The 12,464-nt window shown below is 35.3% G+C and carries 16 protein-coding genes; 13 read left to right on the plus strand and 3 right to left on the minus strand.

The window, feature by feature from the left end:
- Nucleotides 1-89: 89 nt before the first annotated feature.
- The 5 genes from NX902_RS01410 (at nt 90) to NX902_RS01430 (ending at nt 3,088) form a co-directional block, all read left to right on the plus strand.
- A complete protein-coding gene (locus NX902_RS01410; protein WP_095331290.1) occupies nt 90-662 on the plus strand; it encodes a sigma-70 family RNA polymerase sigma factor in 573 nt (190 codons plus the stop codon).
- Complete coding sequence (locus NX902_RS01415; RefSeq protein ID WP_171509215.1) at nt 655-1,479, plus strand: hypothetical protein; 825 nt, start codon at nt 655-657, stop codon at nt 1,477-1,479. The genes NX902_RS01410 and NX902_RS01415 overlap by 8 nt, the downstream gene beginning before the upstream one ends.
- A gap of 32 nt (nt 1,480-1,511) precedes the next feature.
- The gene (locus tag NX902_RS01420; RefSeq protein ID WP_095331284.1) at nt 1,512-2,432 is read left to right on the plus strand and encodes an LCP family glycopolymer transferase; all 921 of its coding nucleotides are present in this window, start codon (nt 1,512-1,514) and stop codon (nt 2,430-2,432) included.
- 1 nt (nt 2,433) lies between these two features.
- Nucleotides 2,434-2,571, plus strand: coding sequence for a hypothetical protein (locus NX902_RS01425; RefSeq protein WP_341160509.1), 138 nt, complete (start codon nt 2,434-2,436; stop codon nt 2,569-2,571).
- A 151-nt stretch (nt 2,572-2,722) separates the two neighbouring features.
- Nucleotides 2,723-3,088, plus strand: a complete 366-nt coding sequence (locus NX902_RS01430) for a YybH family protein (protein WP_171509216.1) — start codon at nt 2,723-2,725, stop codon at nt 3,086-3,088.
- A 104-nt stretch (nt 3,089-3,192) separates the two neighbouring features.
- Here the strand turns inward: NX902_RS01430 and NX902_RS01435 are convergent, their stop codons facing one another.
- Nucleotides 3,193-3,654 carry a GNAT family N-acetyltransferase gene (locus tag NX902_RS01435; protein WP_061800667.1) on the minus strand — a complete coding sequence of 154 codons (462 nt, stop codon included), beginning with the start codon at nt 3,652-3,654 and terminating at the stop codon, nt 3,193-3,195.
- Nucleotides 3,655-3,847: 193 nt separating this feature from the next.
- Between NX902_RS01435 and NX902_RS01440 the strand changes: the two genes are divergently transcribed.
- The 5 genes from NX902_RS01440 to NX902_RS01460 all read left to right on the plus strand — a co-directional run bounded on the left by NX902_RS01440 (nt 3,848) and on the right by NX902_RS01460 (nt 7,073).
- The gene (locus NX902_RS01440) at nt 3,848-4,489 is read left to right on the plus strand and encodes an FMN-dependent NADH-azoreductase (protein WP_061800665.1); all 642 of its coding nucleotides are present in this window, start codon (nt 3,848-3,850) and stop codon (nt 4,487-4,489) included.
- Nucleotides 4,490-4,665: 176 nt separating this feature from the next.
- Nucleotides 4,666-5,091 carry a DMT family transporter gene (locus NX902_RS01445; protein ID WP_047943997.1) on the plus strand — a complete coding sequence of 142 codons (426 nt, stop codon included), beginning with the start codon at nt 4,666-4,668 and terminating at the stop codon, nt 5,089-5,091.
- 12 nt (nt 5,092-5,103) lie between these two features.
- Nucleotides 5,104-5,817 (plus strand): Crp/Fnr family transcriptional regulator, encoded by a 714-nt coding sequence (locus NX902_RS01450; protein ID WP_095331280.1) that lies wholly within the window; start codon nt 5,104-5,106, stop codon nt 5,815-5,817.
- Nucleotides 5,818-5,822: 5 nt separating this feature from the next.
- Nucleotides 5,823-6,296 carry a DMT family transporter gene (locus NX902_RS01455; RefSeq protein WP_341160510.1) on the plus strand — a complete coding sequence of 158 codons (474 nt, stop codon included), beginning with the start codon at nt 5,823-5,825 and terminating at the stop codon, nt 6,294-6,296.
- 15 nt (nt 6,297-6,311) lie between these two features.
- Nucleotides 6,312-7,073 (plus strand): YjjG family noncanonical pyrimidine nucleotidase, encoded by a 762-nt coding sequence (locus NX902_RS01460; RefSeq protein WP_095331276.1) that lies wholly within the window; start codon nt 6,312-6,314, stop codon nt 7,071-7,073.
- Here NX902_RS01460 and NX902_RS01465 read toward each other — a convergent pair.
- Together NX902_RS01465 and NX902_RS01470 are read right to left on the minus strand one after the other, a co-directional pair.
- Nucleotides 7,070-7,555, minus strand: a complete 486-nt coding sequence (locus NX902_RS01465) for a CBO0543 family protein (protein ID WP_341160511.1) — start codon at nt 7,553-7,555, stop codon at nt 7,070-7,072. The two genes, NX902_RS01460 and NX902_RS01465, sit on opposite strands and share 4 nt — an antisense overlap.
- Nucleotides 7,556-7,702: 147 nt before the next feature.
- Entirely contained in the window at nt 7,703-8,692 is a 990-nt protein-coding gene (locus NX902_RS01470) for a LacI family DNA-binding transcriptional regulator (protein WP_095331272.1), read from the minus strand.
- Between the two features lie 273 nt (nt 8,693-8,965).
- Between NX902_RS01470 and NX902_RS01475 the strand changes: the two genes are divergently transcribed.
- The 3 genes from NX902_RS01475 to NX902_RS01485 all read left to right on the plus strand — a co-directional run bounded on the left by NX902_RS01475 (nt 8,966) and on the right by NX902_RS01485 (nt 12,457).
- Nucleotides 8,966-10,234, plus strand: a complete 1,269-nt coding sequence (locus NX902_RS01475; RefSeq protein WP_163185768.1) for a sugar ABC transporter substrate-binding protein — start codon at nt 8,966-8,968, stop codon at nt 10,232-10,234.
- Between the two features lie 71 nt (nt 10,235-10,305).
- Nucleotides 10,306-11,595, plus strand: a complete 1,290-nt coding sequence (locus NX902_RS01480; RefSeq protein WP_095331268.1) for a sugar ABC transporter permease — start codon at nt 10,306-10,308, stop codon at nt 11,593-11,595.
- 1 nt (nt 11,596) lies between these two features.
- Nucleotides 11,597-12,457, plus strand: coding sequence for a sugar ABC transporter permease (locus tag NX902_RS01485; RefSeq protein WP_047944009.1), 861 nt, complete (start codon nt 11,597-11,599; stop codon nt 12,455-12,457).
- Nucleotides 12,458-12,464: the final 7 nt, after the last annotated feature.

Below are 12,464 nucleotides of genomic sequence, written 5' to 3' on the forward strand. Positions count from 1 at the left end.
ACCATATTAAAAGAAAATATGGAGAAAAAACAGAACCTAAAAGAGGTTTGTGTCGTCTAAACGTAATAGGAAAAAGGAGGAGGTTTTAGATGCTTGAGAAAAAGCACAATATGCATCAGAGAGAGCAAATGAGCTCTACCGATCCTCTTGAAAAGGAAGAACGCCTTATTTGGTTAATGGATGAGTACGGAAAAAGTGTTGTCCGATTAGCATATACCTATGTTCGCCATAAACAAACAGCAGAGGATATTGCTCAGGATGTATTTATAAAATGTTATGAAAATATCGATAATTTTCGAAACGAGGCATCCTATAAGACTTGGGTATACCGTATCACGGTAAATCGCTGTAAAGATGTATTAAAAAGCTGGTCTTATAAAAATATCCTTTTTGCAGACTTTCTTTCTTTTAAAAGAGATACTAAGGAGCAATCGGTGGAGAAACAAATTCTTTTAAATGAAGAGAATCGCTTTATTTCCGAACAAGTCATTTCTTTGTCTGTTCCCCTTCGAGAAGTTATTATTCTCTACTACTATGAAGGTCTTTCTCAACATGAAATAGCAGAATTACTAGAATTGAATGAGAATACGGTAAAGTCCAGAATGCATCGTGCACGTCAGAAGCTAAAAAAACTGCTTGATGGAGGAGATGGCAATGGATGAAAAACTAAAAAATTTAGATGAGAAAATGAACGGAACGATATTAAAGGAAATAAATTTTTCGGAAGAACAGAAGCAAAAGGTATTGAAGCAGATTAATTATTCTGGAAAGAAAAGAAAAAGCCCATGGTTTGTTCATAAATATATTCCGGCAATCATTAGTGTAGTCATGATTATCCTTTTTTTTATTGGTATGAAAAGTCTTATGATAAATCAGAGTGTTTCAGCACAATACCGAGATAAAAAGGAAATTGTTGAAAGATTATCCCAAACATTTAAACCTGTGCATACTGTTGTTGGCCAATTCGAGAATAGAATGAGTGATGGAGATAAAGCTAATACTATAACTTTTACATTAAATCTAGACAAAGAACTATATAAATCCAGCGAGAAAGTATGGACCGATGATGGTTATCAAACAATAAATATATTATGGAAAGATGGAAAGCTAATCTATAAAAATTCCACAATAGGCATTTCTGAAGAAAAAAATTTAACAAAACAGGAATTTATAGAATCAGGATATTTAGGTTCCATTTTCGAAGGCAGAAAGTATATTTCACTTCTTGAAAATTATAATAATTGGAAATACAAGGAAGTAGAGCGGTTTGGGAGAGTGCTCTATCAGATTGAAGGTAAGCAGCCGGATAATACTCATTTTCCCAAGAAAGATGCTTTTGCTCTGACAGTAGATAAGGAAACAGGTATTATTTTGTATTTAGCTTTATATGATCAAAATGGCATGAGCAAAGTAATAATAGATACAATTGATATATGGATAAATAAGGAAGTTCCGGATGATATATTCCAACTTTTTTAAATAAGGAGTAATAAAAAGAAAGAGAGATAACCATGAAAAAACATAAGAAAATTACTATAAGTATATTATCTATTATTTTTATTAGCATATGTAGTTTTGTATTTTACTTGTATAAAACGATAGATAATACAGTAGATAAGGTTTATGAACCTATTGATGGAGAAACAAAAACGGAAAGTAAGCTAAGAAGTGAAAATGTCAAAGATAAAAAGCCTATCTCCATTTTATTAATGGGAGTGGATGAGCGGAAGAACGATGTGGGGAGAACTGATGCCTTGATTGTTATGACGTTAAATCCGGTGAAGGAAAAATTACAAATGATAAGTATACCGAGAGATACAAGAGCAGAAATAGTCGGAAACGGGGCGATTACTAGAATTAACTCTGCTTATGCGTTAGGGGGAGTGAAGATGGTATTAGATACAGTGGAGGGATTTACTGGCCAAAAATTGGACTATTATATAAAAATTAATATGGAAGCACTAAGTGGGATGGTCGATGCTTTAGGTGGCATAACTGTAGATAATGAAATTGAATGGCTTGATGAAGGGTACTACAAGAAAGGATATCATTATCAATTAGGAAATATAGATTTAGATGGGGAGCAGGCATTAGGTTATGCGAGAATGAGAAAACTGGACCCTAGAGGAGATTTTGGCAGGAATGAAAGACAAAGAAAGGTGATAGCAGCGATTATTGATAAAGGAACTAGTATCTCCTCAGTTACTAAATTTAAGGATATATTAGAGACTTTAGGTGAAAATGTTAAAACTAATATTCCCTTGAATGAGATGATATCTATTGAAAAAGGCTATAAGAATACTAGAAATAGAATGGAACAATATGAGGTAAAAGGTGAGGATGCTTATATAGATGGTAAGTATTTCTTCGTGGTAAATGAAGAGGAAAGAAATCATATTAAGGAAATGCTTGCGAATAATCTTTTAGATTGAGATGGTAAGAATTAAATATGCGTTGGACTGTGAAAATAAAGTAAGTATCCATCTATATTATGATTTTGGTGGCAAAGTAGGAAGATTGATTCCGCTCTTAATGGACGGTAGGACTGCAACTACTAGCTATCCAGAATGATAGAATGATAGAATGATAGTAGGCATCTCAAGATCCAGTAAAAGCCAAAAGAAAACGACTAGCCATTATTTTTATCAAATCTATTCTCGTTCTATGCAAACATATTATAATAAGGTAAATCTAAATAAAATAGGGAAGAAGGTTACTTTATATGAGCCCAATTAATCTATTAGAGCAATATATTGATGCGACAAATACGCATGACTTCGAAAATGTAGAACGGCTGCTACACCCACAAGCGATATATTGGTTCTCAGACCAAACATGCAGAAGTAAAGAGGAGATAAAAAATTATTTTGAGAATGCGTGGAACACTATTAAGGAAGAAAAGTATTCAGCTACAGACATACAGTGGCTAGGTATGGGAAATGACACAGCAACATGCGTCTATCATTATCATTATGAAGGATATTATAAAGGCGAATTTATAAAAGGCAGTGGACGAGCAACGAATGTGTTCGTAAAAGATTCAGATGGAAATTGGAAAATCATTCATGAGCATTTGAGTAGCTTGTAATACCGATTACAAGGAAGATAAGGGGCCAGTCCGTTTCCAATTATTCATTGTGAATCAGTGGAAACGGACTGGCCTGCAGTTATAATCGAATGATCTTTAAAATCTTATTTTTCTAATGCTAACGTCATAAAAACACTATTTGGATCTTCGGTATAATCCGAAAATGGGCCGCAATACTCAAATCCTAAGCTTTCGTATAGTTTTTTTGCTGGTAGAAAAGCATCCATGGAACCTGTCTCTAAACTTAATCGGCTATAGCCACGATTTTTGGCTTCTGCGATAATATGGAGGAGTAGTTTTCTTGCTACTCCTTTTCGTAGATGATGAGGGGAGGTTTTCATAGACTTTATTTCTCCATGCTTGTTATCTAGCTCTTTTAATGCGCCGCAGCCAGTTAGCTCTCCATCCTCCCATGCACTCCAAAAGGTTACATCTGGTTTTCTTAATCCTTCCACATCTAATGCATGAATGCTCTCAGGAGGGGAGTGAAGGGTCATGCTATGTAAATGATCCTCTAATAAAGCAATGATTTCTTTTGATGTAACAGGGTCGATTATAATGTGCATCCTCATCATCCTTTTCATTATTTTACCTACTATTCTACTAATTTCCTCATTCCAATGGAATAGCTTATTTGCATTTTGATTGGAAATATTTAATTAAATATCTTTAATTAAAAATATTTGCCTTTGAACCATTTTTTTTGTTATGATATTCACATAGGTTTAAATTTGTATGAGGGAAAGGAAAATGAAATAAATGAATGTATTAGTAGTAAAAGCAAACAATCGTCCAGCAGCTGAAGCTGTATCAAGCAAAATGTATGAAACGTTTATGGAATCTGTTAAGGGTGCTGAAAACCTTAATGTGAATGTATATGATGTCTATGCAGAAGATACTCCTTATTTTGGTCAAGAATTATTTGATGCTTTCGGTAAAGTGCAAAGCGGAGAAGAATTAACAGATATAGAGCAACGCTTATTAGCTGCAAAGCAAAAAGCGATGGATGCTTTAACAGCTGCTGATGTAGTAGTGTTCGCATTCCCGCTTTGGAACTTAACTATTCCAGCTAAATTACAAACATTTATTGATTATGTATATGCTGCAGGCTTTGCCTTTAAATTTGATGCAGAAGGTAACATGATTCAATTAATGACAGATAAGAAAGCAATCCTTTTAAATGCTCGTGGCGGCGTTTATTCTACTCCAGAAGCTGCTTCTTCTGAAATGGCTGTTAACTATATGCGTGCTGTATTTGGTGGCGTATTTGGTATGGAAATCATTGATGAAGTTATTATCGAAGGCCATAACGCAATGCCTGATAAAGCTGCTTCTATCATTGAAGAAGGATTACAAAAAGTTGCTGCTGCTGGAAAGAAATTAGCAGCACAAACTGTTTAATAGGTATTTAACTAGTTAAATAGATAAACTCCGTTTGAAATTAAGTTTTCAGACGGAGTTTTTTTATGGAAAAAAGATTATACTAGGAGAAGGAGTATTTAGGACATATGTCCTTTTCCTATTTTTAGAAATCGATTATTTTTAAAAAGGAAATCAAACAACAAGGGGTCGAACAAATGAGAGGTATTTTATTTGCACTAATGGGTGGGGCATTCATTACCCTTCAAGGAGTGGCAAATGCAAAAATTAGTCAGGATATTGGTTCTTGGCAGGCAGCTACCATTACACAATTTACTGGTTTTGTACTTGCATTTCTAATCTTGTTAATCGTAAAGGAAGAAGCATTTTCAAAATATAAACAAGTAAAGCCATTATATTTGGCGGGAGGATCTTTTGCTTCGGTTGTTATTTTCAGTACGATTACTGCCATGCATTTAGTGGGAGCAACGTTAACAATCTCAACAGCTTTGATTGCCCAGTTATTTATAACTTTTCTAATAGATAGCAATGGCTGGTTTGGACTGGAAAAGCAGCAAATGAGAGCTCCGCAGTTTATTGGAATTGGTATGATGATAATAGGTGTTCTTTTATTAAAAATGTAAGGAGAACCATCCGTGAAAGAAATGGGAAATCTAGAGCAGATAGAAAAATATATTCGCAAGTTTCAATTAGAAGCAATCTTTCCGAAAAAGTTGAAAGACCATTTACATCTTTATGCTTTTAATCAAGGGGAATTTATTTGTACGCAAGGACAGGCAGCGGAATATCTTTACATTTTGGTAGATGGCAAGGTGAAAATATATACGACAACAGCAGAAGGAAAAACGTTAATTCTATCCTTTAAAACACCAATCGAAATGGTTGGGGACGTTGAATATGTAAGGAATACAGATATTTTGAACACGGTGGAAGCTATCACAGATGGGGTGGTCATTGGTGTACACAAACGATATTTAAAGCAATATGCGAATGATTATGCCCCTTTCTTGCAGTTTTTATTGGATATTATTACGAAAAAATTCTATATAAAATCTAGTTCGATGCGTTTCAATTTATTTTACCCAGTGGAAGTGAGACTGGCTAGTTATTTAGTATCTGTTTCTTTTGATAAGGAGGATCCTTTATACAATACGGATGGTAAGGAAATTAATCTTAAGGATACAGCCAATCTAATTGGCACTAGCTATCGTCATTTAAATAGGGTAATACAGCAATTCTGTCAGGATGGATTGATTGAACGGAAAAAGGGGTTTATTATCGTGAAAAACCGCGATGGTTTATTGAATTTAGCTGGTAAAAGTATTTACGAAGAAGGGGCAGGTGAATAAAAAACATGATATATGGATTACTGATTGCCTTTATTAGCGGGAGTCTCGTTGGGGTGCAGAATATATTCAATAATCGAGTAAATCAGAAGGCTGGTCTTTGGGCAACGACGACTCTAGTGTTAGCGTTAGGCTTTATTGCCTCCTTTACTTTGGGTATTATTTCAGAAGGTACAGGCCTTTTTCACTTAGAAAATATGCACACATGGTATTGGTTCAGCGGAATTATTGGTGTCGGTGTTGTTGTATGCATGACAAAGGGGATTAAGCATTTGGGAGCAACATATGCTGTGTCGATTTCTTTGTCTTCTCAGCTTGTTTTTGCCTTGCTATTTGATTCCTTTGGTTTATTGGGATTAGATCAGGTTCCGTTTACTTTAAAGCAATTAATAGGAGTATTAGTTATTATCGGTGGAATTCTCGTGTTCAAAATGGGTGGTGCATCAGAGAAGAAACATCCAGTGAAAGAAATGCTGAAATAATAGGAGTGAGTTTACATGCAAGGATTACTGAATAATAAGGAAGAGACCACTAGCAAAAACGCTGGGAGCGTAAAGTGTTATCAAACATTGCTTTTTGATGTGGATGATACTTTACTAGATTTTACAGCTGCAGAAGATCACGCCTTTCGATTATTGCTGCAAGAGCAAGGAGTTTCCTACAGAGACGAATGGAAACAGCAATATCAAGAGCTCAATAAGGGCCTTTGGAAAGCCTTTGAAGAAGGAAAAATAACGCGCGATGAGGTCGTCAATACAAGATTTACCCTTTTCTTTGACACATTGGGCATAAAAGTAGACGGTGTTTTATTACAACAAAGCTATCGCGATTATTTAGGAGAAGGAAATCAGCTGTTAGATGGAGCATTTGATTTAATTCAAAGGATTTCCAATCGATTTGATTTATATATTGTGACCAATGGAATATCAAAAATCCAAGAGAAGCGGTTAAAATCCTCAGGTCTTTACCCATTCTTTAAAGCTGTATTTGTCTCAGAAGAGACTGGCTATCAAAAGCCAATGAAGGAGTTCTTTGATTATTGCTTTGAACGAATCCCGCAAATCAACAAAGAGACAACTTTAATTATTGGCGATTCGCTAAGCGCCGATATACAAGGCGGATGCAATGCAGGAATTGATACATGCTGGTTTAATCCATTAAAAAAGAAAAAAGAATTAGAAGTCCAGCCAACATATGAAATAGCAAAACTAGAAGAATTGCTTGTGCTTCTTGACCAAGAAAAACAATCGAACCCTTAATGGATCGATTGTTTTTTATCTTCTTTGTCCAATTTACGGATAATCCCAATACACATTCTGGAAATTAAGAAGGTACAAGTTTCGGTTAACAATGTATCATACCAATTCCAGCCTTTCTTATAGGAGATTAACTTTGTGTATTTTTCGAACAGAAATTCTACAATCGTCATCGGGATACTAAAACAAAGTGCTTTGAGAATAATTCCAGGTAGTTTGGAATGATAGCTTATTTGATTATAAACAACACAGGTGATCGGGAATAGTAAATAATCAAATAACACATTAATTCTAAAATGCTTTGGTAAAAATCGAACAGGGAAACTAAGGCGTTTTTTCGAAGTAACAATACCGTCAATAAAACTAGACATATACCCTTTTAAAAAGAAAACAAGAAACCAATCCTTTGCTTGTTTTTTTCTAAAGATAATTGGTAAAAGTCCAATTCCTAAAATTAGGAGGATTCTTAATATTTTCCTTTCCACTAAATAATCACCCGTCTAGTTACGATTATCCTTTCTCTAAGTTATCATAGGATTTTTTTATATTCCCCCAATACGAAAAAAGTATGAAAAAAAAAGCATCTGTTTGGATGCTTTTTTTGTGACAATGAAACCCTGTTGCCTTTTTGATCATGTGCTTTTTCGTTTAATTAATTCTGACTGCAGTAAAACAGTCTTTGGAATTTTTCTTTGATCTAGAATTTGTTCGAGAAGTAAAGAAACACCCGTCTTGCATAGTTCGGGTATATCAATATGAAAGGTTGTTAAGGGAGGTGATACATATTTCGCCACACTTATATTATTGACGCTTATAATACTGACTCTATTTGGAATCGAAATATTATATTCATTAAAAGCTTGAAGACTTCCGACTGCAATTGGATCAGAGGCAATAAAGAAGGCAGTCGGCAATTCTTCTTTTAAGCAGTCAATTGCTTTCTTTGTAACAGTATAGCCATCATTTACGGAAAAATGCCTTTCGCCAAATATATATCTTTCATCGAGCAATCCTATATTCTGCATATGTGCACGAAACGTGATTTCGCGAATATCCATTTCATCTTCATTTGTATCCGGATTATGATAAGTTCCACCAATAAACCCAATTTTTTGATGCCCATTTTCAATGAAGTAATCAATTGCCTTTTTGGTGATTCTTACAGTATCCGGTAATACAGCATCATATAGGTCAGGAACAGGGTTAGCATCAATGAAAACCCCCTTTTTTGTTTTCTTTCTTAGCTTTTGAATTTCGTCCATCGAAAAGGCTCCCACTGCAATAAAGCCAGAAATATCATGGGGGATACTATTTATACCGTCTTCATGTTTGTATAGATGCAATTCAATATTATGGTTAATAGCGTTTTTTTCCAGTTCTAATCGCATTTGTTTAAAATAAACATCCTCTAGCTCTTCTTTATCCGTAATCCAGTATAGAAGTGCCACCTTTTCAATAAGTGGTTGAATACTTTTTCTTTCATATCCTAATTCAAATGCTGTATCTAAAATTCTCTTTTTGGTTTCTGGAGAAATAGAGAGTGTTGAATCATTATTTAATAATCTCGAAACGGTAGATGGTGAAAAACCTGCCTTTTTTGCAATATCTTTTATGGTGACCATGTAAACCTCCTAAAAGCACTGTTCTCAATACATACATTATAAGCGATTTGTTTATAAATTAGTAATGTTTTTTAGTAAATTATTTTCCTTTTGTTGTTTTTAATAAGTAAATGTTTTTATTTGTATTTATTATATTATTAAATTTATTAAGTGTTGTATTTTTCTATGTTAATAAAATATATTACTAAATATATTTACAAAAAAATCTTTGTATAGTATTCTTTTGTTAGAAAACGTTTTCAGAAAATAAAAAAAGCAAAGGGTGGAAAAAAGATGAAAAAGAGGCTTACCGCAATACTTTTGAGTAGTTCTTTAGCTTTAGCGTTAGCAGGTTGTGGACCATCAGATGAAGCAAGTAGCGATACATCTTCAAAGAAAAATAACAATGGCTATGATCTCCTTGTATGGGAAGATCAAAGCAAGTCGGAAGGAATTGCAGATGCAATTAAAAAATTTGAAGAAGAAAATAAGGTGAAAATTAAAGTTGAAGAGAAAGCTTATGCAGATCAATTAGAAGATTTGCGATTAGATGGGCCAGCAGGTACAGGAGCTGATGTTATCACAATTCCCGCAGATCAGATTGGAACGGCTGTAACAGAGGGGATTTTAAAGGAAATCACAGTTAATGATACGCAAAAGGCAATGTATACAGAGGCAGCGATGGAATCCCAAATGGTTGATGGCAAAGTATATGGGCTTCCTAAAGCCGTGGAAACGACCATTTTATATTATAACAAGGACTTAGTAAGTGAAGACCAATTGCCGAAAACAACAGAGGAATGGTATGAGTTCTCTAAAGGGGTAACCAAGGATGGAAATTATGGCTTATTGGCTTTATGGGATCAAATATACTATGCAAATGGCGTTCTAAGTGGATATGGAGGTTATGTATTCGGGCAGGACAGTTCTGGAGCATACAATCCAGAGGATATTGGTTTAGCAAATGAAGGAGCCATTGAAGGAGCAGAGTATATTTCCAAATTTTATAAAGATGGATTGTTCCCATCCGGAATTATTGGCGAGCAAGGGATAAATGTTCTGGATTCTCTATTTACAGAAGGGAAAGCCGCTGCAGTTATTTCTGGACCGTGGAATTTAGAGCCGTATGCGAAAGCAGGCGTCAATTATGGAGTAGCAGAGCTCCCGATGTTAGCAAATGGAGAACATATGGGATCCTTCATAGGGGTGAAAAGCTATAACGTAAGCACTTATAGTAAAAATGCAGAACTAGCAGAAAAATTAGTTGAATTTTTAGCAAATGAAAAGAATTCTAAAACACGTTATGAAATTACGAAAGAAGTTCCAGCAGTAAAGGCGTTAGCAGAAGATCCAGCTGTGAAAGAAAGTGAAAATGCAAAGGCAGTAGCGAATCAATCTCAATATTCACAATTAACACCAGGCATTACAGCAATGGATGCAGTGTGGCAGCCAATTGACTCAGCACTTCAAACGATTGCAACAGGAAAAGCGAAGCCAAAAGAGGCCCTGTCAACAGCAGTCGAGACAATTAAAGGTTCCATTGCTGCTAATAGTGGAAACTAACTAGGAATAAGAGGGGAACAGTATCCAAAAAATACTGGTCCCTTTTAAAAGGAGAGAGGTGAAGTTTAAGTATGAGCTTCCAAGCAAAGGCAGTTGATACAGATACAAAGACAGCGAAAAGAGCTGCATTATTATCAATCATTCCAGGTTTAGGACAGTTCTATAATAAACAATGGGGAAAGGGAGCATTCTTCCTTATCTTTTCTATCGCATTTATTGTTGTTTTTAAGGATTTATTTAATATGGGACTATGGGGGATTGTTACGCTTGGGGAACAAGTGCCCCGAGATAATTCCATCTTCTTGCTTGCAGAGGGCATTATCGCTGTAATTGTTATTTTCTTCGGATTAGCTTTTTATTACTTAAATATAAAAGATGCCTATGCGATTGGAAAGAGAAGAGAAGAAGGATTTGCTATTCCCTCCATAAAAGAGCAGTATCAGGTTCTTTTAGCAGAAGGATATCCATATATCATTACAAGTCCAGCCTTCCTTTTACTTATTTTCTCTGTTATTTTTCCGATCCTATTTTGTTTTGCACTTGCCTTTACTAATTATGACCTGTATCATTCCGCTCCAGCTAATTTAGTGGATTGGGTAGGACTTGAGACATTTAAAAAGATATTTACCGTCGATATATGGAGAGCTACTTTTTTTGATGTATTAGGATGGACTTTAATTTGGACACTGATTGCCTCAACGCTTCAAGTGGCAATCGGGATTTTTTTAGCGGTGGTTGTTCATCAGAAGGAATTACGCTTTAAAAAATTCTTTCGTACTATTTTAGTGCTACCGTGGGCTGTACCTGGATTTGTAACAATTTTAGTATTTGCAGGTATGTTCAATGATAGCTTTGGGGCGATTAATACTTCCATCTTAGCCTTTTTGGGGATCGATAGTATTCCTTGGCTGACAAGTCCAAACTGGACACGATTAGCGTTATTGCTTATACAAGGATGGCTCGGTTTTCCATATATATTCATTGTCACCACGGGGGTACTTCAATCGATTTCCGATGATCTTTACGAAGCAGCAACGATTGACGGAGCATCCCCCCTTCAAAAGTTCAAAAATATTACGCTGCCACTTATTTTATACTCAATGGCACCTATTATTATTACGCAATATACGTTTAATTTTAATAACTTTAATATTATCTATCTTTTTAATGCGGGAGGACCAGCTGTGCCAGGATCAACAGCCGGTGGTACAGATATTTTAGTTTCTTGGATTTATAAATTAACGATGCAGAACAGTCAATATGCACTTGCTGCTGCATTGACGATTTTACTAAGTATTTTTGTTATTAGTATTGCTCTTTGGCAATTCAGAAGAACGAATTCGTTTAAGGAGGTAAAATAAGATGGCCAAAAAAACGGTCAGTATCAAAAAACAGCGGACTATTCGGATGACACTTACTTACCTCCTCTTGCTTATTGTATGTACCCTTATTATTTATCCGTTAGTATGGACGATTGGTGCTAGCTTCAATCCAGGTAACAGTTTGGTAAGCACGAGTATTATCCCAGATAATCCAACAGTGGGTCATTACAAAGACCTTTTTCAACAGGAAGGCACTCTTTACTATGGAAAATGGTATATGAATTCCATGAAGATTAGTATTCTTACAATGGTGTTTTCGATACTATGTGTCTCTTATACGGCATATGCTTTCTCTCGTTTTCGGTTTAAAGGGAGAAAAAATGGTTTAATGCTATTCTTGCTATTACAAATGATTCCACAGTTTTCTGCTTTAATCGCAATCTTTGTTTTGGCGCAAATGCTTGGATTAATCAATAGTCATTGGCTCTTAATATTTATTTATGTTGGTGGCCAAATCCCAATGAATACCTATTTAATGAAGGGATATATTGATTCTATACCGCTTGACCTTGATGAAAGTGCGAAAATTGATGGAGCTAGCAACACCAGAATATTTTGGAGAATACTCATGCCCTTATCTAGACCAATGCTTGCGGTAGTTGCAATGAACGGATTCACTGCTCCGCTGGGAGATTTCGCGATATCATCGGTCATATTGAGAAATCCAGAATACTATACACTTCCGATAGGCTTGTATAAATTAGTCAGCGACAAAATGGGAGCAAGCTATACCACCTTTGCAGCTGGAGCTATTCTGATAAGTATTCCGGTTGCGATTGTATTTGTAGCTTTACAGAAGCATTTCGTATCTGGATTAACAGCAGGAGGAACAAAAGGATAGAAATCGG

It is taken from the genome of Niallia sp. FSL W8-0954 (assembly GCF_038005605.1).
Classification (GTDB): domain Bacteria; phylum Bacillota; class Bacilli; order Bacillales; family Cytobacillaceae; genus Niallia; species Niallia circulans_A.